The organism is Flavobacterium sp. B330r, assembly GCF_056824325.1.
Window position 1 is genome coordinate 2388768 of record NZ_CP124860.1, and the last position, 21161, is coordinate 2409928.

At 33.9% G+C, this 21161-nt stretch carries 18 protein-coding genes and 2 riboswitches; of the genes, 17 read left to right on the forward strand and 1 reads right to left on the reverse strand.

Going from position 1 to position 21161, the window contains the following annotated elements:
- The first annotated feature begins 53 nt into the window (after positions 1-53).
- The 9 genes from QLQ95_RS10825 (at position 54) to QLQ95_RS10865 (ending at position 10398) form a co-directional block, all read left to right on the forward strand.
- Complete coding sequence (locus QLQ95_RS10825; protein WP_482503778.1) at positions 54-1358, forward strand: O-acetylhomoserine aminocarboxypropyltransferase/cysteine synthase family protein; 1305 nt, start codon at positions 54-56, stop codon at positions 1356-1358.
- Positions 1359-1571: 213 nt separating this feature from the next.
- On the forward strand, positions 1572-2660 hold the full coding sequence (locus QLQ95_RS10830) for a homoserine dehydrogenase family protein (RefSeq protein WP_428237989.1): 1089 nt from the start codon (positions 1572-1574) through the stop codon (positions 2658-2660).
- 647 nt (positions 2661-3307) lie between these two features.
- On the forward strand, positions 3308-3508 hold the full coding sequence (locus QLQ95_RS10835) for a hypothetical protein (protein ID WP_095928075.1): 201 nt from the start codon (positions 3308-3310) through the stop codon (positions 3506-3508).
- Positions 3509-3698: 190 nt separating this feature from the next.
- Positions 3699-3806: riboswitch (SAM riboswitch) on the forward strand.
- Positions 3807-3883: 77 nt separating this feature from the next.
- Positions 3884-4867 (forward strand): alpha/beta fold hydrolase, encoded by a 984-nt coding sequence (locus QLQ95_RS10840; protein WP_482503780.1) that lies wholly within the window; start codon positions 3884-3886, stop codon positions 4865-4867.
- A 1-nt stretch (position 4868) separates the two neighbouring features.
- Positions 4869-7283: a bifunctional aspartate kinase/homoserine dehydrogenase I gene (gene thrA, locus QLQ95_RS10845; RefSeq protein ID WP_320493407.1), complete on the forward strand. Its 2415-nt coding sequence runs from the start codon at positions 4869-4871 to the stop codon at positions 7281-7283.
- Between the two features lie 25 nt (positions 7284-7308).
- On the forward strand, positions 7309-7959 hold the full coding sequence (locus tag QLQ95_RS10850) for a DUF3592 domain-containing protein (protein ID WP_095928072.1): 651 nt from the start codon (positions 7309-7311) through the stop codon (positions 7957-7959).
- Between the two features lie 24 nt (positions 7960-7983).
- Positions 7984-8409: an OsmC family protein gene (locus QLQ95_RS10855; protein WP_095928071.1), complete on the forward strand. Its 426-nt coding sequence runs from the start codon at positions 7984-7986 to the stop codon at positions 8407-8409.
- Between the two features lie 135 nt (positions 8410-8544).
- On the forward strand, positions 8545-9717 hold the full coding sequence (locus QLQ95_RS10860; RefSeq protein ID WP_095928205.1) for a trans-sulfuration enzyme family protein: 1173 nt from the start codon (positions 8545-8547) through the stop codon (positions 9715-9717).
- 270 nt (positions 9718-9987) lie between these two features.
- The gene (locus tag QLQ95_RS10865; RefSeq protein WP_008466594.1) at positions 9988-10398 is read left to right on the forward strand and encodes an RrF2 family transcriptional regulator; all 411 of its coding nucleotides are present in this window, start codon (positions 9988-9990) and stop codon (positions 10396-10398) included.
- Between the two features lie 71 nt (positions 10399-10469).
- Here QLQ95_RS10865 and QLQ95_RS10870 read toward each other — a convergent pair whose 3' ends face one another.
- Positions 10470-11252: a sulfite exporter TauE/SafE family protein gene (locus QLQ95_RS10870; RefSeq protein ID WP_095928068.1), complete on the reverse strand. Its 783-nt coding sequence runs from the start codon at positions 11250-11252 to the stop codon at positions 10470-10472.
- Positions 11253-11562: 310 nt separating this feature from the next.
- Between QLQ95_RS10870 and QLQ95_RS10875 the strand changes: the two genes are divergently transcribed.
- The 8 genes from QLQ95_RS10875 to QLQ95_RS10910 all read left to right on the forward strand — a co-directional run bounded on the left by QLQ95_RS10875 (position 11563) and on the right by QLQ95_RS10910 (position 20382).
- The gene (locus tag QLQ95_RS10875; protein WP_095928067.1) at positions 11563-12465 is read left to right on the forward strand and encodes a sulfite exporter TauE/SafE family protein; all 903 of its coding nucleotides are present in this window, start codon (positions 11563-11565) and stop codon (positions 12463-12465) included.
- A gap of 25 nt (positions 12466-12490) precedes the next feature.
- Positions 12491-13201 (forward strand): phosphoadenylyl-sulfate reductase, encoded by a 711-nt coding sequence (locus QLQ95_RS10880; RefSeq protein ID WP_095928066.1) that lies wholly within the window; start codon positions 12491-12493, stop codon positions 13199-13201.
- 140 nt (positions 13202-13341) lie between these two features.
- A complete protein-coding gene (cysD, locus tag QLQ95_RS10885) occupies positions 13342-14241 on the forward strand; it encodes a sulfate adenylyltransferase subunit CysD (RefSeq protein ID WP_017497285.1) in 900 nt (299 codons plus the stop codon).
- A 150-nt stretch (positions 14242-14391) separates the two neighbouring features.
- Positions 14392-15636, forward strand: a complete 1245-nt coding sequence (locus QLQ95_RS10890) for a sulfate adenylyltransferase subunit 1 (protein ID WP_095928065.1) — start codon at positions 14392-14394, stop codon at positions 15634-15636.
- 84 nt (positions 15637-15720) lie between these two features.
- Positions 15721-17811, forward strand: coding sequence for a HEPN domain-containing protein (locus QLQ95_RS10895; protein ID WP_482503785.1), 2091 nt, complete (start codon positions 15721-15723; stop codon positions 17809-17811).
- On the forward strand, positions 17804-18577 hold the full coding sequence (gene cobA / locus QLQ95_RS10900) for a uroporphyrinogen-III C-methyltransferase (RefSeq protein WP_482503786.1): 774 nt from the start codon (positions 17804-17806) through the stop codon (positions 18575-18577). Before QLQ95_RS10895 ends, cobA begins: the two co-directional genes overlap by 8 nt.
- 73 nt (positions 18578-18650) lie before the next feature.
- Positions 18651-19232 (forward strand): precorrin-2 dehydrogenase/sirohydrochlorin ferrochelatase family protein, encoded by a 582-nt coding sequence (locus QLQ95_RS10905; RefSeq protein ID WP_095928062.1) that lies wholly within the window; start codon positions 18651-18653, stop codon positions 19230-19232.
- Between the two features lie 97 nt (positions 19233-19329).
- Positions 19330-20382 carry an NAD(P)/FAD-dependent oxidoreductase gene (locus QLQ95_RS10910; RefSeq protein WP_095928061.1) on the forward strand — a complete coding sequence of 351 codons (1053 nt, stop codon included), beginning with the start codon at positions 19330-19332 and terminating at the stop codon, positions 20380-20382.
- A gap of 355 nt (positions 20383-20737) precedes the next feature.
- Positions 20738-20854: riboswitch (SAM riboswitch) on the forward strand.
- Positions 20855-21161: the final 307 nt, after the last annotated feature.

A 21161-nucleotide genomic window follows, 5' to 3' on the forward strand; every position in this document is an offset into this window, starting at 1 on the left:
ATTACATATAACAATATATAAACGTATTAAAAATACCTAAAAACTAAGAAATCATGAGTACACAAAAATTCGCAACAAACGCATTACATGCAGGTCACGACGTTACTAAAAATTCAGGAACAAGAGCCGTGCCTATTTACCAGACATCATCATATGTGTTTAATAACGCAGATCATGCTGCCAATTTATTTGGTCTTGCCGAAGCTGGATTTATCTACACTAGATTAAATAATCCGACAAACGATATTTTAGAACAACGTCTGGCATCTCTTGAAGGCGGAATTGGAGCTGTAGTAACTGCTTCTGGAGCATCTGCAATTTCAACAACTTTATTGACACTCTTAAAAGCGGGAGATCATATTGTTGCTTCAAATAGTTTATACGGAGGAACTTACAATCTATTAAAAGTTACCTTGCCAAGATTAGGAATTACTACCACATTTGTAGATCCTTCAAAACCTGAAAATTTTACCAAAGCAGCAAAAGAAAATACAAGAGCTTTCTTTGTGGAGTCTCTTGGAAATCCAAAATTAGATGTATTAGACTTAAAAGCAATTTCGGCAGAAGCCAAAGCATTCAAAGTGCCATTTATAGTAGATAATACAGTTGCGACACCTTATTTGTTGAATCCAATTAAATATGGTGCCGATATTGTAATTCATTCCTTAACTAAATATATCGCAGGAAACGGAACTTCATTAGGAGGCGTTATCATTGATTCTGGAAACTTTGATTGGGCAAACGGAAAATTTCCTGAATTTACCGAACCATCTGCAGGATACCACGGATTAGTATATCATGAAGCTTTAGGAAATGCAGCTTTTATTGCAAAAGCTCGAATTGAAGGTTTGCGTGATTTTGGTGCTGCTTTAAGTCCATTTAATGCTTTTCAGATTATTCAGGGATTAGAAACACTTCCCATTCGAATTAAGAAACATAGTGAAAATGCTTTGGCTCTAGCCGAATGGTTAGAAAAACAAGATGAGGTGGTTTGGGTAAATTATCCAGGTTTAAAATCGAGTAAATATAATGATCTGGCCAAAGAATATCTGCCAGAAGGACAAAGCGGTATTATCACTTTCGGATTAAAAGGAGGTTTTGATGCTGCTAAAAAAGTGGTTGATGATACTAAATTATTCTCTCTGCTAGCCAATATTGGCGATACAAAATCGCTGATTATTCACCCGGCAAGTACTACGCACCAGCAATTAACAGATGAAGAACAAATAGAAACAGGAGTTTCTAAAGATTTGATTCGTCTGTCTGTGGGAATTGAAGATATTGAAGATTTGATTGCTGATTTGCAAACTGTTTTTGAGAGCGTTTCGCTTTCTCAATTCAGCATCAATAAAAATTAGGTTTTTTTGTTTTTTGTTTGAAAAATTGCCTTTAGCGAGTGGTTTTGCTAAAGGTAATTTTTTATGAAAAGCATCTTTATAAAATTTAAACCCTATAAGGAATATAAGTGCATTTTGTAGAGACGAACCGTAGTGCTTCTAACCTGATAAACGTTGGAATATTAAATGAACTCATATCTCTTATATGGTTTCAAAAATTAAAAAATAGAAATTATGTCAAAGCTTAAAATAAACATTATCCTTTTTGGAATTGGAAATATCGGAAGTACTTTGATTAATCAGATTGTCGAAAGTCAGGAGTTTTTTCTTGAAAGCAAAAATGTCGATTTTCATTTTCCCATAATAACCAATTCGACGGTTGCTTTTTTTGAGAAAGAAGGTGTTGGTTATGCTTGGGAAACCAATTTTAGACAATTGGCAGTTCCTTTTAAAGTAGAAGATATTGTCGGATTTGCACAAGAAAACGAATTTGAAAACTTGATTGCCGTAGATGCAACTGCCAGTGATGAATTGGTAAAGCATTATAACACGCTAATCAAAAACGGATTCAATATTGTAGCGGTAAACAAAAAAGCCAATACGCTCCCGATTGACTTATATAAAGAACTACGAGCAGATCTTAAAAAGCATGGCAAAGAGTTTTTGTATGAAACCTCTGTTGAAACTGGGATTCCCGTTTTGCAAACCTTAAGAGATTTGTACTATTCGGGCGAAAAAATCACAAAAATTCGAGGTGTTTTCTCTGATAATCTAAGTTATGTTTTTAATCGATTTTCATCAGAAGAAGTTTCGTTTTCATCTGTTTTAAAAGATGCGAGTCTTTTAGGATTAATGAAGTCAAACTTTAAAGAAGATCTGTCGGGAAACGATACTGCAAGAAAACTTTTGATCTTGGCCAGAGAAATAGGAAAAGATTTTGAGCTTTCAGACATTAAAATCAAGCCATTTATAACCGAAGAGCATTTGGAGAAAAACGGAGTGCTAAACAAAGACGCTCTCGATAAATCTTTTAAAATCACCAAAATTACTCAAGCAGAAAATCATGTATTGAGATATGTGGGTGAGTTTGATGTGGAAAAAGGCATTTTGGAAGTTAAGTTGATTTCGGAACCAGTAGATTCTCCAATCGGACAATTGAAAGGTTCTGACGCCATTTTTGAAATTTTCACTAAATCTTATGCAGACATTCCGATCGTAATTCAAAGTGCTCCACCTTGCAAACAAGCGATTTCTAGAGGAATTATAACCGATATTCTGAAAATTGCGGAGCGAATTAGGAGTAAAGAAGCTGTTTGGCTTTAATTTTTTAGTTAAAAAAAAGAAAAAAGAGAAAAAAGTTCTTTGATAAATTGATTTGTCAAATGGAGTCATGAAGAAAAAATTAGCTTTTTTGTAAGTTTTTTACCTTTGTTATTTCGTTTTCGTTTTTGTAAGATGTTTTTTGTCGTTAAAAAACACATTTTCAACGAATTTTGTAATTAAATTCTTGAATTTTATTTGTGTAATAAAAAAAATATTTGCATATTTGTTATACCCAAAAACTACTAGAAATCAAATGAACTTAAAAGTCAACAAAATGTTTTGTGCCATTTCGGTTAAGACCGAGGCTGGGGTGTCTATTGCTTAAAAAAATTGTAAGAATACAATAACAATATAGTAAGAGCCTCCGATAGAAATATTAGGAGGCTTTTTAATTTAACAGAAATGCAAAATTTAAAAATACAATATAAATCACAGATGAATAAATCCTTACAGATGAACAAGATGTTTACTGTCGCGCTTATTTGCGCATACGTCTGTTGATACTAAAAGCATACATGAGTGTAAAAACTTAAACCCTTTTGGTATCTAAAAATCCAAAAGGGTTTTTTTATTCGGTAAAACGAATTAACAAAAAGATAAACGAGAAATAAAGATTATAAAACACAACTTAACTAAAACTTAATATCATGAGCAAATTGAACTACTTCGCAGAAAAAATTTCTAAATTTAAAAATAGAAGAACAAAAAATAGTAATCCGCCGCCAACAAACGAATTGGCTCACCCAAGATTCGGAATCACAGAGGAAGATAAAAGCGCTGCAAAAAAAGCACCAAACTCTTTATTGTTTTTGATGTATTCAAAAGAAAATGAAACGCTTTTTATCTAAACGGAAAAGCATCATAAACTAGGTGAAAACCTGCTTAATTTTACTGGGCATTTTTGTTCGGTAAATTTTTGCGTATAATAGTTTTTGCTAAAGTATGTCACAGAAATTTAACAAACACTTTTAGATAAAATTTGTTTGTTAGCGAAATTAGTAGTTAATTTGCACTCGTTAAGTTCAAACACGTATTGAAATGTTATAAAGAAAGGACGAGGGATTAGACCCGATGAAGCCTTAGCAACCCTTCGGTAAAACGAAGAAGGTGCTACATTCTACCACGCCAAACGTGGAAAGATAACAACAAGATTTTTTCTAGTTAAACCTAGTTTTTCTTTCTAATATTTCCATATACAAATCAATAATACAACAGATTTGAAATTGGAAAATATACCAAATCCCATTATAATTCAAGATTTCATCACAGAAAGTGGTGCAACTTATCATTCTATACCATTAAGTTTTACGCTGGCAGGACAACCTTTGCACAGCGCGCCTATTGTTTTGGTTAATCATGCTTTAACTGGAAATTCCCAAGTTACTGGCGAAAATGGCTGGTGGAATGACTTGATTGGTAAAGGTAAAACCATTGATACTGATGTTTATACCATTCTCGCTTTTGATATTCCAGGAAACGGAAGCAATTCTTTTTTAATTGACAACTATTTAGATTTTACGGCTAGAGACATTGCCAAAATCTTTATCGAAGGTTTAAAAACTCTAAATATAGAAAAGCTTTTTGCGGTTATTGGAGGTTCTGTTGGAGGTGGAATTGCTTGGGAAATTTTAGTTTTATCGCCAAATATTACAGAAAACCTTATTCCGATTGCGAGTGATTGGAAATCTACTGATTGGCTTATTGCAAATTGCTTTTTACAAGAGCAAATTCTCAATAATTCTTCGAAACCAATTGAAGATGCCAGAATACATGCAATGCTTTGTTACCGTTCGCCAGAATCTTTCAAAGAAAAATTTCAGCGTACGATCAACCAAGATCTTTTGATTTTTAATATCGAAAGCTGGCTGGCACATCACGGGAAAAAATTGCAGAAAAGATTTCAATTGTCTTCTTATAAATTAATGAATCAGTTGCTTAAAACAATTGATATTACTAGAAATAGTGAAAGTTTTGAAAACTTATTGTCTAAAACAAAAGCGTCAATTCATATTGTCGGAATCAATTCGGATTTGTTTTTTACAGCTAAGGAGAATGTAGAAACCTACGAGGAATTGAAGAAATTTAAAGATAATGTTTTCTATAGCGAAATTGATTCGGTTCACGGACATGACGCTTTTTTAATCGAGTACAAACAATTAGATCATTTACTTGCCGATATTTTTAAGGCAGAAACAATAAAGAAATAAAATGAAAGTATTAAAATTTGGAGGTAAATCGTTAGCAAACGGAGAAGGACTTAACAAAGTTGTTTCAATCATTTCTGATAAAGTAAGTCAAGGTGAAAAAATTGCCGTTGTGGTTTCTGCACGCGGAAATGCTACAGACGAATTAGAGTTTATTTTGAGTATTGCTGCTAAAAATGGCAGTTACAAAGAATTGTTAGAGAATTTTAAAAAATATCAAATATCAGATTATCCGAATGTTGATTTATCGGAAGAATTTAATGTATTAGACAAACTTTTTGAAGGCGTAAGTTTAATTGGAGATTACAGCAAAAAAATCAAAGATCAGATTTTGTCAAAAGGAGAATTGCTTTCGGCTAAATTATTGACAGCAATTTTATTGGAAAAAGGAATTCCTGCCAATTTTGTAGATACAAGAGATTTGTTGAAAACAGATTCTAAATTTGGCGATGCTCAGCCTTTAGAACAGCTTTCAAAGAAAAACGTAGTAAATTATTTTAAAGAACATAACGGCGAAACGGTTAATATAGTTACAGGCTTCATTGGCTCAAACAACAACAACGACACAACTACTTTAGGTAGAAATGGCAGTAACTATACCGCTTCGTTAATCGCAAATTATTTAAATGCAGAAGAATTACAAAACTTCACGCACGTAGACGGAATCTATACAGCAAACCCAGATTTGGTTGCCGATGCTAAGAAGATTGAATATTTATCTTTCAATGAAGCAAATGAGCTGGCAAATTTTGGTGCAACGATTCTTCATGCGAAGACAATTATTCCTTTGTTAGAAAAGAATATTCCGCTTCGTATTTTAAATACTTTCAACCACGAAAACCGTGGAACTTTAATTACATCTGATTCTTCTAAAGAAGGAATTAAAACGCTTTCTGTTTTAGAAAATGTCTCTCTTGTAAATCTTGAAGGACGTGGATTACTTGGAAAAGCAGGAGTTGATGCTCGAATTTTTAAAGTAATGGGAGATCACAATATCAGTGTAAGTATCATTTCGCAAGGTTCTTCAGAAAGAGGAATCGGATTGGTTGTGGCAACAGAAAAAGCTACTCTTGCAATGGTAGAATTAGAAAAAGAATTCGAAAATGACTTCTATTCTAAAGACGTAAATCAGATTACGGTAACAGATAATGTATCGGTAATTTCGATAATCGGACAAGATTTGAGTACTTTCCATAAACCATACACCGCTTTAATTAAAAATAAAATTGTTCCGATTTTGTTTAACAACACCGTAACGGGAAAAAACGTGAGTTTGGTTGTTAAAAAAGAAGAATTAAATAAAGCTTTAAATGTAATTCACGGAGAGATTTTTGGAGTTTCGAAAAAGATCAACATTGCTATTTTCGGTCATGGACTAGTAGGAGGAACTTTGATTAATCAAATTTTAGAATCGGCTGCAGCAATCGAAAAACGTAAAGATATTAAGCTGAATGTTTTTGCTATCGCAAATTCTAAAAAGCTGCTTTTAAACAAATATGGTGTTACAGATAACTGGAAAAATGATATTCAAACAAAAGGCGAAGCTTACACGATTAAAGATATTATTACTTACGCAAACGAACATCATTTAGAAAACTTAATTGCAATTGATAATACAGCAAGTGCGACTTTCGTTGAGAATTATATTCCGCTTGTAGAAAGCAGTTTCGATTTGATTTCTTCGAATAAAGTAGCGAATACTTTGACGTATGGTTTTTATAAAGAACTAAGAAAAGCTTTAGCAGAAAACCAAAAGAATTATTTGTATGAAACGAATGTTGGTGCAGGATTGCCGTTAATTGATACCATTAAATTATTGCACCTTTCGGGAGAAAATATCACAAAAATTAAAGGAGTTTTCTCGGGAACATTAAGTTATTTATTCAATAATTTTTCTGCGAAAGATGCGCCTTTTAGCGAAATCTTGCAAGAAGCAATTGATAACGGATATACAGAACCAGATCCGCGTGAGGATTTATGCGGAAATGATGTTGGTAGAAAATTATTAATTTTAGCTAGAGAATTAGATTTGCAAAATGAGTTTGAAGAAATCTCAATTCAGAATTTAATTCCAGAACACTTACGTGAAGGAAGTGCTGCCGATTTCTTGACGAAATTAAAAGAATTCGATCCAATTTATGCTAAAATAAAAGCAGAGCAACAGCCAAACCATGTCTTGAGATATATAGGTGAGTTGTCTGGAGATTTGCAGAATGACAAAGGAAATCTAGAAGTAAAATTGGTTTCAGTACCAAAAGATACTGCATTGGGCGGATTAAAAGGTTCTGATTCTTTCTTCGAAATTTATACAGAATCATACGGAGATCGTCCAATCGTTATTCAGGGAGCCGGTGCAGGTTCTGCAGTAACAGCAAGAGGGGTTTTCGGAGATATTTTGAGATTGTCTGATAAAGGATAATTGAAATTTTAGATTTACATAGAAATTGAAAATTAAGACTTTTTTGCAAGGTTGGGGCTGTGGAATATTATTTCTCGGTCCTTTTGTAATAGTTGGCTTGGGAACTTTGTTTTTTAGTTTCTACACTATCATAAAGGGAGTGCAAGCTGAAAATTGGATCCAAGTTCCAGCGAATATCGAAAAAGTCGATATGAATTCATATTCTAGAAAAGGGAGTACTTCGTACGAAGTTGCGATTAAATATTCTTATGTAATAGGAGCGCAAAAATATTGGGGAAATAGAATCGGGTTTGGTTACGGTTTGAGTAATGTAGAAGACCATGATACTTTGTTTCTTGTTTTAAAAGAAAGCAAAAGAATTATGGTTTATGTTGATCCCGATGACAACAAAGAATCGATAGTAATTCCTGGTGTGAACGATAGTATTATGTTTACGTTGATTTTTTCAATATTGTGGAATTCATTGCTTCTCTTTTTGATTTTTTTGCCTTTAATAGCGAAAAGTAGAAATAGAAATATTGAGAATAGTTTTATATTGAAATATCGTATTCATGCATTAATAATTATATGGGTAATAGGTCTACTTATTTTATTAAATGACTATTTTCATATTAATATAGAAAACAAAATCAATGTTATTGAAAGAACAAAAAATATTGATTCAAATACAGAATAAAAAAAACAAAAAAATAACAACACAATGAAAGTAAGTTTAAACAGAGTAAATGACGCATTTCATTTTAAAGTAAAAAATGAACGCGGACACGTAGTTGACGTTGACAGCAGAGCCGAATTTGGCGGAAGCGATTTAGGTGCAAGCCCAATGGAATTGGTATTAATGGGAGTTGCTGGATGCAGCGCTATTGATATGATTTCGATCTTAAAAAAACAGCGTCAGGAAATTACTTCTTTTAATGCTGAAGTTGAAGGAACACGAGTTCAAATCGAAGAAGCAAAACCTTTTAAAGAAATCGATGTGGTTTTTTATTTAGAAGGAGAAATCAACCCAGAAAAAGCAAAAAAAGCAGCACAGCTTTCTTTCGAGAAATACTGTTCGGTAGCTAAAACGGTTGAGCCAACGGCAACTATTAAGTACAAAGTTGTCTTGAATAACGAAGCTTTATAAATTAGATAATTAGTCAATTAGATAATTACAAAATGCTCAGATTGCGCATAAATAATTGACTTGTTTTAGTTTAGGTTTCAGTTTTTAAAACCTGAAACTTTAAACTTTAAACAAAAAAACAAAAAACAACACACAATGAATACAGAAGAATTTGGTTTTGAAACACAAGCCATTAGAACACAATTAGAGAGATCACAATATTTAGAACATTCGGTGCCTTTGTACCTTTCATCAAGCTTCGTTTTTGAAGATGCTGAAGATATGAGGGCTTCTTTTACAGAAGAAAAAGAAAGAAATATTTATAGCCGTTTCAGTAATCCAAACACTTCGGAGTTTGTAGATAAGATCTGTAAAATGGAAGGGGCTGAGTCTGGTTATGCTTTTGCAACAGGAATGGCGGCAGTATATTCTACTTTTGCAGCTTTGTTAAATTCTGGAGATCATATTGTTTCTGCAAGCAGTGTTTTTGGTTCTACTCACGCTTTGTTTATGACTTATTTTCCAAAATGGAATATCGAAACTTCTTATTTCGAAATTAATAAGCCAGAAACAATCGAAAGCTTTATTAAGCCCAATACCAAAATATTATACGCCGAATCTCCAACAAATCCAGGAGTTGATGTAATTGACTTAGAATTGTTAGGAAATATTGCTAAAAAACACAATTTGATTTTAATAATCGACAACTGTTTTGCAACACCATATTTACAACAGCCAATTAAATTTGGAGCGCATTTGGTTATCCATTCAGCAACAAAATTAATTGATGGACAAGGACGCGTTTTAGGTGGAGTAACAGTTGGAGATGCAGAGTTAATCAGACAGATTTATTTGTTCTCTAGAAATACAGGACCAGCTTTATCACCATTTAATGCTTGGGTTCTTTCAAAAAGTTTAGAAACATTAGCAGTTCGTGTTGATAGACACTGTGAAAATGCTCTAAAAGTAGCTGAATTTTTAGAAAGCCATCCAAATGTAAACAGTGTAAAATACCCGTTCTTGAAATCGCATCCACAATATGAAATTGCTAAAAAGCAAATGAAAGCTGGTGGAAACATCATCGCATTCGAAATTAAAGGCGGAATCGAAGCAGGAAGAAAATTCTTGAACTCAATTCAACTTTGCTCATTATCTGCTAATATTGGAGATACAAGAACAATTGTTACGCATCCGGCTTCAACAACACACAGCAAATTATCTGAAGAAGATCAATTAGCAGTGGGAATCACGCAAGGTTTGGTTCGTGTTTCTGTTGGTTTGGAGACTGTTGAAGATGTAATTGCAGATTTAAAACAAGCACTTTCTTAAATTTTAAATTTTAGACTTAAGATTTTAGATTTCTATATATAAAGACGATTTTTGATAGTAAGTTTTACTATTGAAAATCGTCTTTTTTCTGGTTTATATAAAAAGCCTATTTTTGTGTGTCTGAAATGAACTTAACGAAGTAATCTGATAGATTTAGTAGAATTTAACTTTATTCTTTGTGATAGTTCAAACAAAAAGCATACTTTTGTTATTCAATAATTTGCAAGAGTTTGATTTGAAATTAAATTCTGCAATCAAAATTTTACATTAGTGCTTTCAAAGAAAACAAAATACGGAATTAAAGCTTTAACTTATTTAGCCAGACGTGAGAATAATGAACCGGTACAAATAGCTGAAATTGCGAAAAGCGAACATATTTCGATAAAATTTTTAGAAAGTATTTTACTGCTGTTAAGAAACTCAGGTTTCCTTGGTGCTAAAAAAGGAAAAGGCGGAGGTTATTATCTGATAAAAGATCCGAAAGATATCAGCATGGCCAAAGTGTACCGAATTCTTGAAGGTCCAATTGCGTTACTGCCTTGTGCAAGTCATAATTTTTACGAAAGATGTGACGATTGCGATGATGAATCAACTTGTGCTGCTAGACGTTTAATGACAGAAGTTCGTGATAATACACTTAAAATATTAGAAAGTAATTCTTTGGCAGACATTGCATTTTAGAAAATACTTTAATTTATAAAACAAAAGACCATTTCTAAATTTGAAATGGTCTTTTGTTTTGTTTATGACGATTAAAATATCAATTTGTATCCAGCTAAGAAAAGCATTACTGCGATTGCATTTCTTAGAAATTGATCTGGCACTTTTCCGCTTAGCATACTTCCCATGTATATTCCAGGAAGTGATCCCATTAATAATTGACCCAATAATCCTAAATCTAAATTCCCCATAGAAGCATGGCCAATTCCAGCTACTAAAGTTAAAGGAACAGCATGTGCAATTTCGGTTCCAACTAAACGAGGAGTTGGTAATAATGGATAAAGGAAAAATAAAGTTACAGTGCCTAATGCTCCAGCGCCAATAGAGGTTAAAGTTACGGTTGCTCCTAATAAAACTCCAATTCCAATGGTAAGCATGTTTTGTGTAGTGCTTTCACTATGAAATTTATCTCCAGCATGTTTTTGAGAAAAAACTAAAAGTTTCTTTTTGAATATAATCGCTATAGAAGTAAACAGTAAAGCCCATCCTAAACTATACTTAATAACCCTATTTATAGTTTCTATGTCGGTTTTAATGCTATGTAAAATCCATAAAGTTACTAAAGCGGCGGGAACGCTACCTAAAGTCAGCCAGCCCGTGATTTTCCAGTTGATGTTCCCTTTTTTATTGTGTACAAATATTCCTCCAGCTTTGGTAAAAGCAGCGTATAGTAAATCGGTTCCTACTGCGGTTGTTGGAGAAATGCCGAAATATAATAAAATAGGAGTCATTAAAGAGCCTCCTCCAACACCTGTTAACCCAACAATAAAACCAACTGCTAAACCTGCTATTACAAGACCGATCTGAAAATCCATGAAAAATTATTTGCCGCTAAAATAATAACAATTTTATAATTATCCTATAGATTTTGTAGAGATTAAATGTGTATTTTTGTGGATCACAAAATTGGAACATGTTGTTAAAATAGTAAGAGGCAGCATTTAATTTGTTAAAATAATCACTAATTCTTTTTTAAATCTCTTTTAACTTGGTTTATAAGAGGATAGCTTATGTAAAAAAGTAAATATATTGTTTTGATATTTCGAAATATATAGTACTTTTGTAAAGTAATCTACTAAGCCGATAGGGTAATGGATTTTTAAGAACAAAAACAATTCTTAAAATATGGAAAATGAACTTAAGTTAAACAACACGATAGTAAAGTCTGATTCTTTATTAAAGGAAAAATTGTGGGTTGTAATACCTGTTGTTTTATTGTTAGGTTTGGCAGTTACATTAATTTATAATCATCACGCTGAATTTTCGTGGGATGGTTTTGTTCAGGGGCTTGATGAAAATCTTTTAGCGTTTTTTTTAATTGGTGCTTTTGCTCAATTGGTAGATGGTGCTTTAGGGATGGGATATGGAGCAACTTCTACGTCATTTTTATTGGCTTATGGAGTTTCGCCAGTTTTGAGCAGTACGGCAGTTCACGTTTCAGAAATGTTTACAACTGGAGCATCGGCGCTTTCGCACCACCGTTTTGGAAACATCAATAAAAAATTGGTTAAACATTTATTGATTCCAGGAGTTTTAGGATCAATTACAGGAGCTTATTTATTATCAGATGTTATTGACGGAGATATTATTAAGCCTTTTATTGCGGTTTACATGATTATTCTGGCAGTTGTAATTATCAGAAAAGCTTTGAGAAAAAGTGTTGTTAAAAAGAAAACTAAGAAACTAGGAGTTTTGGCAGTGTTTGGAGGTTTCATGGATTCTGTTGGAGGAGGAGGCTGGGGGCCAATTGTGACTTCAACATTGTTAGGAAGAGGAAGAAATCCGAAATATACCATAGGTTCTGTGAATGCGGCCGAGTTTGCCATTTCATTTGCAAGCGGAATTACTTTCATGCTTTTTGGCGGAATTCACGGTTGGCAGATCATTATCGGATTGATTTTAGGAGGAGTTATTTCAGCGCCAATAGCAGCTTATTTGGTAAATAGAATCAAAAGAAAACCAATGATGGTTGCAGTTGGAGTTCTAATTATAATATTGAGTTTAAAAACATTATCTAAATTATTGTAAAAGATAATTTTAGAAAGGAGAGATTATGAGTGCGATTATTGTACAAGAATTATTAGAGAAAACTGCAGCTCTTTCGCTTGACGAAACCTTAGTTTTTTTATCAAAAGAGTTTCCAGGAAAAGTAATTTTTTCGACATCTTTCGGTCAGGAAGATCAGGTAATTACTGATTTTATTGCAAAAAGTAATACAGATATTACGGTATTTACTTTAGACACTGGAAGATTATTTCAGGAAACTTACGATGTTTTTCATAAAACATTAAAAAAATACAAAAGACCAATCGAAGTTTTTTTCCCAGAAGCTGCTTCAGTAGAAAATCTTCTGAAAACAAAAGGGCCCAATAGCTTTTACGATTCGGTTGAAAACAGAAAAGAGTGCTGTTTTATTCGAAAAGTGGTTCCGTTAAGAAAAGCTTTGGCAGGAAACTCAGTTTGGATTACAGGTTTAAGAGCAGAACAATCAGAAAACAGACACGATTTAAGTTTGTTTGAATATGACGGAAACTTCGAAATCATCAAATTCAATCCGTTGCTAAAATGGACTTTAGAAGAAGTTGAAACGTATTTATCCGAAAACAATGTTCCTCAAAATGCATTGCACAAACAAGGTTTCGTAAGTATTGGATGTGCACCTTGTACGAGAGCTATTTTCCCAGGTGAAGATATCAGAGCCGGAAGATGGTGGTGGGAATCAAGCCATAAAGAATGTGGACTTCACAGTGCGAAAAAAGAGTAAATAGAAGGAAGAAGCAAGAGGCAAGACTTCTGCAGAGAATAGAATATAGATTATAGAATAAAGAGTGGAGATTTTTAGATCAGGCAACTTGAAACCTGAAACTTAAAACTTGAAACTAAAAAATATCAAACAAAAAAACAATGAGTTCAGTATTAAAAACAAACGCTTTAGAGAGTGAAGCGATATACATTTTCAGAGAAGTAATTTCACAGTTTGACAAACCGGTTTTACTTTTCTCAGGAGGAAAAGATTCTATCACATTAGTGCGTTTAGCGCAAAAAGCATTTTTCCCTGCTAAGATTCCGTTTCCTCTATTACACGTTGATACGGGACACAATTTCCCTGAAACAATTGCTTTCAGAGATAAATTGGTAGAAGAATTAGGTTTAGAGCTAATCGTTCGTAATGTTCAGGATGCTATTGATGAAGGAAAAGTGGTTGAAGAAACTGGAAAATATTCAAGCCGTAACAGCTTACAAACAACAACACTTTTAGATGCAATTGAAGAATTTAAGTTTGATGCTTGTATTGGAGGCGCACGTCGTGACGAGGAAAAAGCAAGAGCGAAAGAACGTATTTTCTCGGTTCGTGATGATTTCGGACAATGGGACGAAAAAAATCAAAGACCTGAATTGTTTGATATTTTGAATGGAAAAATTGAAAATGGACAAAACGTTCGTGTTTTCCCAATTTCAAACTGGACAGAATTAGATGTTTGGAGTTATATCGAAAAAGAACACATCGAAATTCCATCAATCTATTTCTCACATAAAAGAAAAGTTTTTTTGAGAGACGGTTTAATCTGGTCGCATTCTCCTTTTGTGTATCAGGAAGAAGACGAACAAATCGAAGAAAGAATTGTTCGCTTCAGAACCGTTGGAGATATGAGTTGTACAGCGGCAGTTGAATCTTACGCAGCAACAATCGAAGAAGTAGTTGGAGAAATCAGATCATCAACTATTTCTGAAAGAGGTGCCAGAATCGATGATAAACGTTCTGAAGCTGCAATGGAAAAGAGAAAACAACAAGGATACTTTTAATTTTTGGTAAGAAGTTAAAAGTTAGATGTAAGGAGTTGATTGTAAGAGGTTAACAACGGAGTAAAATTCAAAGATTCAAAAAAACAAAATATTTAAAAGTAAGGTTGAAAACTTGAAACCTGAAACTTTTAAAACTTGAAACAAAATAAGATGGACGTTTTAAAAATAGCAACAGCAGGAAGTGTAGATGACGGAAAAAGTACTTTGATCGGGAGATTATTGTACGATACAAAATCATTGACGACTGATAAGATAGAAGCAATCGAAAAAAGCAGTAAACAAAAAGGATACGATTACCTTGATTTTTCTTTGGCAACTGATGGTTTAGTAGCAGAAAGAGAACAAGGAATCACGATTGATGTTGCGCACATTTATTTTTCGACTGCAAAGAAAAGTTACATTATTGCCGATACTCCAGGGCACGTAGAATATACTAGAAACATGGTTACAGGAGCTTCAACTTCTCAGGTTTCTATCATTTTGATTGATGCTAGAAAAGGGGTAATTGAGCAGACTTACCGTCACTTTTTTATCAATAATTTATTGAGAGTAAAAGAAGTAATCGTTGCCATCAACAAAATGGACTTAGTAGATTACTCAGAAGAAGTTTTCAATAAAATCAAAGCTGATTTTCAGGCATTAAATGCAAAAAGTACTTTCAAGGAACAAAATGTAAGTTACATTCCTTTAAGTGCAATCAACGGTGGAAACGTGGTTGATAAATCAGAAAATATGCCTTGGTATGACGGACAAACAGTATTGGAACATTTAGAAGGATTACATGCTTCTGATGTTTTTGAAGCAGGTAAAGCACGTTTTCCGGTTCAAACAGTGATTCGTCCAAAAACTGAAGAATACCACGATTTTAGAGGTTACGCAGGAAAATTATACGGAAACTCAATTAAAGTTGGAGATGCCGTAACGGTTCTTCCTTCTTTAACAGAATCAAAAGTATCTAAAATTCACTTTTTCGATAAAACATTTGATGAAGCCGTTGCAGGTTCTTCAATTACAATCGAATTAGAAAATGATATCAATGTAACAAGAGGTGACATGATTGTAAAATCAAGCGAGCTTCCAAAAATTGAAAAAGATATTACTACGACAGTTTGCTGGATGGACAGTAAAAAACTGGTTCCAGGAACTAAATATTTGGTACAACACAATACAAACAGAGTGTTAGCAAAAGTAGAAAGCATCAAAAATACGATTGCAACAGATTACTCAGGAACAACAGAAGCTTCTCAATTAGCTATTAACGAAATTGGAGAAGTAACGATCAAATTAAGCAAACCGTTATATTTTGATTCGTACAACGAAAACAAATCAAACGGAGCTTTCATCTTAATTGATACAGCAACTAACACAACAGCAGGAGTAGGATTCATTAGATAGTTGATGGTTTTTAGTTGATAGTTGATGGTTTTTAGAGCCAACAACCAACAACCAGCAACCGACAACCAAAAACTCAAAAGAGAAATGGAAAGTTTTAGAACAGAAATAGAAAATCCGGTAGTTCAGAAGGAGATTATCGAATTAGAAAAAAAGATTCACTTATTCCGTGGAGGAAAAATTGATGATGAGCGTTTTCGTAGTCTTCGTTTAGCGCGTGGAATTTATGGTCAGCGTCAGGAAGGCGTTCAGATGATTCGTATCAAATTGCCTTATGGTAAAGTGACCAGCGAGCAATTAGTGCGTATCACGCAGGTTTCTGATGAATATTCTACAGGACGTTTGCATATTACAACACGTCAGGATATTCAGATTCACTACGTGAGTTTAGACAGAACACCAGAACTTTGGGCAGATTTGGCTAAAGACGATATCACACTTCGTGAAGCTTGTGGAAACACAGTGAGAAATATTACAGGAAGCGAATTGGCTGGAGTTGACGTAAACGAACCATTTGATGTTTCGCCTTATGCACACGGACTTTTTCAATATCTGTTAAGAAATCCAATTTGTCAGGAAATGGGACGTAAATTTAAAATTTCGTTCTCTTCTTCAGACGAAGATACTGCTTTGAGTTACTTGCACGATTTAGGATTTATTCCGAAAATTAAGGACGGACAACGTGGATTTAAAATCATGTTTGGAGGAGGTTTAGGATCTCAGCCAGCACATGCTGAATTACTTTCGGAGTTTGTTCCGGTAAACGAAATCATCCCAACAGCAGAAGGAATCATCCGTATTTTCGACAGATACGGAGAACGTGCAAAAAGAATGAAAGCGCGTATGAAATTCTTAATCAAAGAAATGGGGAAAGATGCTTTTCTTGATTTGGTTGAAAAAGAGAAAAAAGCCATCGCTTTTGAAACATACGAAATTGATACAACCGCTTTTGACGGTCCAATTCCAGAACCAGTTTTAGAAGTTCCGCAAGTTACAATCGAAGATACAGAAGCATATGAAGCATGGAAAAAATCGAATGTAATTAAGCAGAAACAAGACGGTTATTATGCTATCGGAATCAAAGTCTTATTAGGTGATTTTTATACTGATAAAGCCAGATTATTAGCCGCTTTAATTAAAAATTACGCAGCAAATGAATTACGTTTTTCATTGCGTCAAAATATTGTAATACGTCACGTAAAAGAAGAGAATTTACCATTCTTTTACCAAGAATTAGCCAAATTGGATTTTGTTCAGTTAGGATATAATTCAGTTGGAGATATTACGGCATGTCCGGGTACTGATACTTGCAACTTGGGGATTGCAAGTAGTACCGGTATTGCAGAAGAATTAGAAAGAGTTTTAACGGCTGAATATCCTCAGTATTTAAACAATCGCGAAATCGAAATTAAAATTTCTGGTTGTATGAATGCTTGCGGACAGCACAATATGTCTGCAATCGGATTCCAAGGAATGTCTATTAACTCAGGAAAACTGGTTGCTCCAGCGTTACAGGTTTTATTAGGCGGAGGAAGATTAGGAAACGGAGCAGGACGTTTTGCCGATAAAGTAATCAAAATTCCAAGCCGTAGAGGACCAGATGCTTTGCGTACCATCTTAAATGATTTTGATGCCAATGCAAACGGAGAAAAATTCCTAAACTATTACGATCTGAAAGGAGAAAAATATTTCTACGAAATCTTAAAACCTTTCGCAGACGTAACCAATTTAACAGAAGCTGATTTTGTGGATTGGGGTAATGCAGACAATTACGTAAAAGCAGTTGGAGTTGGAGAATGTGCTGGGGTAGTGATTGATTTAGTAGCGACATTATTGTTTGAAGCGAAAGAGAAATTGATTTTGGCTCAAGAATCTTTCGACGAGAAAAAATGGTCAGATGCAATCTATCATGCTTATGCAGGATTTGTAAATGGAGCAAAAGCTTTGTTATTGTCAGAAAACCAAAAAACAAATCATCATGCAGGAATTGTAGACTTGTTTGATACTGTTTTTATCGAAACTAGTAAAATAGAATTGAATTCAACTTTTAAAGACTTGGTTTACCAAATCAATAAAAATGAACCATCTGAAGCTTTCGCTAAAGAGTACATTGCACAAGCAACAGTTTTCTTTGACAAAATCGAAACTTTCAGAGCACAGGAATTAGCAAATGCATAATATAAAACCCAAAATAACTTTAGTCGGTGCAGGTCCGGGCGATCCCGATTTACTTACGCTAAAAGCTGTAAAAGTATTGGCTGAAGCAAATGTGGTTTTATACGACGCTTTGGCCAACGAAGAAATTCTGGACTACGCGCCTAAAAATGCGATTCGAATTTTTGTTGGAAAAAGAATCGGAAATCATGCTTATACGCAGGATCAAATCAATCAATTGATTGTAGATAATGCTTTGACTTACGGAAACGTAGTTCGATTAAAAGGCGGGGATCCATTTATTTTTGGAAGAGGTGGTGAAGAAGTGGAATTTGCAGAAAGTTTCGGAATTGAAACCATTGTTGTTCCAGGAATTTCATCTGTAGTTGCCGTTCCTGCAAGTCAGGGAATTTCAATAACAAAAAGAGGCGTTTCAGAAAGCTTTTGGGCTATTACAGGAACAACATCTGATAGAAAATTATCTTCAGACGTGGCTTTAGCGGCGCAATCATCAGCAACAGTTGTGATTTTGATGGGAATGCACAAATTGCCTCAAATCATCGATTTGTTTCAAAAAGAAGATAAAGGAAATTTACCAGTTGCGATCATCCAAAACGGAACAACAGCGGAAGAAAAAATAGGCGTTGGAACTGTAGATTCGATTTTAGAAGTTGTAAAAGAAAAAGAATTAGGTTCACCAGCCATTATTGTTTTGGGCGAGGTTGTCCGCGAAAGCAATAAACTAAAAGGATTTTACGAAGAATTTCTATCAAAAGAAACCATTCATTAAAATAATTATATGTTCCGTTAGGAACAATTCGTTGGTAAATCATCTAATTTTGTTTAGATGAAATTAAATTAAAATGGAACAAAACGAATTATATCCAATATTTCTAAAGCTTCACAATTTAAATGTACTAATTGTAGGTGGAGGAAATGTAGGTCTGGAAAAGCTTTCTTTCTTGCTAAAATCAAGTCCGAACGCAAATGTTGAGGTAGTGGCAAAAGAATTTCATTTAGAAATAAAAGTTTTGGCTGAAAAACATCCTTCGATTAAATTGACGGAATCGAAGTTTAAAAAGAAAATGCTCAAAAAGCGTCACATGGTAATTGCCTGTACAGACGATTTGAAAGTAAATAAAAAGGTTTACGATTTAGCGAGAAAACGTTATTTGATTTGCAATATAGCCGATACGCCAGATTTATGTGATTATTATTTGGGCGGAATCGTAACAAAAGGAAATGTAAAAATTGCCATTTCAACCAACGGAAAATCACCAACAACAGCCAAAAGGCTTCGGGAGTTTTTTGAAGAAGTAATTCCTCAGGATATCAACCAAATGGTTGAGAATCTGAACGAATATCGAAAAACCTTAAAAGGCAATTTTGAAGAAAAGGTTAAACGAATGAATGAGATAACCGATTCATTGAAAAATAAAGAGTAAAAAAGTTTCGGAAAGAAATTAATGATAAAAATCATTGAAAGTACAAGGATTTATTCGTTTCTTTGCGTTATTAAGAATGATTATAAACAACAACATAATGATTAAAACAGATATACTTATAATTGGAGCAGGCCCAACAGGTTTATTTGCCGTATTCGAGGCAGGATTGTTAAAATTAAAATGCCACATTTTAGATGCTCTTCCACAACCAGGAGGACAGCTATCAGAGTTATATCCAAAAAAACCAATTTATGATATTCCTGGATTCCCAGAAGTATTAGCCGGAGATTTAGTTGACGGATTAATGGAGCAAATCAAACAATTTGAGCCAGGATTTACTTTAGGAGAGCGTGCTGAAACAGTTGAAAAGCAAGAAGACGGAACTTTCATTGTAACATCAAACAAAGGAACTAAATTCCACGCACCAGTTATCGCAATCGCTGGAGGTTTAGGAAGTTTCGAGCCTCGTAAACCACTTATCGAAGATATCGAGTTTTATGAAGATAAAGGAGTAAAATACTTCATCAAAAATCCTGAGAAATTCAGAGATAAAAGAGTTGTAATTGCAGGAGGAGGAGATTCAGCATTAGACTGGAGTATCTTCTTAGCAAATGTAGCTTCAGAAGTAACTTTGATTCACAGAAGAAACGAATTCAGAGGAGCTTTAGATTCTGTAGAAAAAGTACAGGAATTAAAATCAGCTGGAAAAATCAAATTAGTAACTCCAGCAGAAGTTATCGGAATCAATGGTGCTGAACACGTTGAGTCACTAGATATTGAAGAAAACGGAGCACACCGTAAAATCGAATGTGACTATTTCATCCCACTTTTTGGATTAACACCAAAATTAGGTCCAATTGGAGACTGGGGATTAGAAATCGAAAAAAATGCAATTAAAGTAAACAATGCATTAGATTACCAAACAAACATTCCGGGAATCTTTGCTATTGGAGACGTAAATACATACCCAGGAAAATTAAAGTTGATCCTTTGTGGTTTCCACGAAGCAACTTTAATGTGCCAAGCTGCATACGGAATCATCAATCCAGGTAAAAAATACGTATTGAAATATACAACGGTTTCTGGTGTAGACGGTTTCGACGGAACTCGTAAAGAAGCTCCAAAAGCGGTTGTTAAGGCGATTGTTTAATCGAAGGAGCTAAGGTTCTAAGGGACTAAGGCGCTAAGGTTTTTTAAATATCTTAAAGCCCAAACTTTTAAAGTTTGGGCTTTTTTAATTAATCCCAGAGGGATGACATATTTATAGAAAAGAAATAATTACGTTTATGTAAGAGCTCCAGCGGAGCGAAATATTATGTCGCTCCGCTGGAGCTTTTGTGTTGTACACGTTGTTTTTTTATAAATATTATGCTCCTCCGAAGCTAAACCACGTAAAAGATAAAATCTTAGAACCTTAGCATCTAAGTCCCTCAGAACCTTAGAAAAAAAACATTTGCAAATAGAAAGCCTATTTCATACCTTTGCACTGTTCTTAAAATTATTGTCAGTTATCACGAAAGGCGGAGGGATAGACCCGATGAAACCTTAGCAACCCTTTATCATAAAGAAGGTGCTAAATTCTACTTTATACGACATTTTCCAGTATTAAAGATAGATAACACAAATACATACTCGTATTTCTCAAAACTTTTCTCGATAACATATAATATTTACTGAAACAGATTCTATATCAGGAGCGAATCATTGGCGCATTTTTGCAGTCAACAGTTCCCGCTTTTCGTTGCAATCTTTTGCTTTTTTAAAGAAAAAAATCAAAAGGATTTCCACTTCAATCGGGGCTAATGAGCCAGCAATAGTGCACTTTTGGAATTAATGTGAACAAAAAAATATCCGAAGCAAACCTAACAGGTTTTAAAACCTGTTAGGTTTAAACTTCACAATCATAATAAAAAAACTTAGCATCTTAGA

Bases quoted from the DNA above. Each gene is read 5' to 3' on its own strand.
- QLQ95_RS10825 (WP_482503778.1), top strand. From the start codon at position 54: ATGAGTACACAAAAATTCGCAACAAACGCATTACATGCAGGTCACGAC.
- QLQ95_RS10830 (WP_428237989.1), top strand. From the start codon at position 1,572: ATGTCAAAGCTTAAAATAAACATTATCCTTTTTGGAATTGGAAATATC.
- QLQ95_RS10835 (WP_095928075.1), top strand. From the start codon at position 3,308: ATGAGCAAATTGAACTACTTCGCAGAAAAAATTTCTAAATTTAAAAAT.
- thrA (WP_320493407.1), top strand. From the start codon at position 4,869: ATGAAAGTATTAAAATTTGGAGGTAAATCGTTAGCAAACGGAGAAGGA.
- QLQ95_RS10855 (WP_095928071.1), top strand. From the start codon at position 7,984: ATGAAAGTAAGTTTAAACAGAGTAAATGACGCATTTCATTTTAAAGTA.
- QLQ95_RS10860 (WP_095928205.1), top strand. From the start codon at position 8,545: ATGAATACAGAAGAATTTGGTTTTGAAACACAAGCCATTAGAACACAA.
- QLQ95_RS10870 (WP_095928068.1), bottom strand. From the start codon at position 11,252: ATGGATTTTCAGATCGGTCTTGTAATAGCAGGTTTAGCAGTTGGTTTT.
- QLQ95_RS10875 (WP_095928067.1), top strand. From the start codon at position 11,563: ATGGAAAATGAACTTAAGTTAAACAACACGATAGTAAAGTCTGATTCT.
- QLQ95_RS10880 (WP_095928066.1), top strand. From the start codon at position 12,491: ATGAGTGCGATTATTGTACAAGAATTATTAGAGAAAACTGCAGCTCTT.
- cysD (WP_017497285.1), top strand. From the start codon at position 13,342: ATGAGTTCAGTATTAAAAACAAACGCTTTAGAGAGTGAAGCGATATAC.
- QLQ95_RS10890 (WP_095928065.1), top strand. From the start codon at position 14,392: ATGGACGTTTTAAAAATAGCAACAGCAGGAAGTGTAGATGACGGAAAA.
- QLQ95_RS10895 (WP_482503785.1), top strand. From the start codon at position 15,721: ATGGAAAGTTTTAGAACAGAAATAGAAAATCCGGTAGTTCAGAAGGAG.
- cobA (WP_482503786.1), top strand. From the start codon at position 17,804: ATGCATAATATAAAACCCAAAATAACTTTAGTCGGTGCAGGTCCGGGC.
- QLQ95_RS10905 (WP_095928062.1), top strand. From the start codon at position 18,651: ATGGAACAAAACGAATTATATCCAATATTTCTAAAGCTTCACAATTTA.
- QLQ95_RS10910 (WP_095928061.1), top strand. From the start codon at position 19,330: ATGATTAAAACAGATATACTTATAATTGGAGCAGGCCCAACAGGTTTA.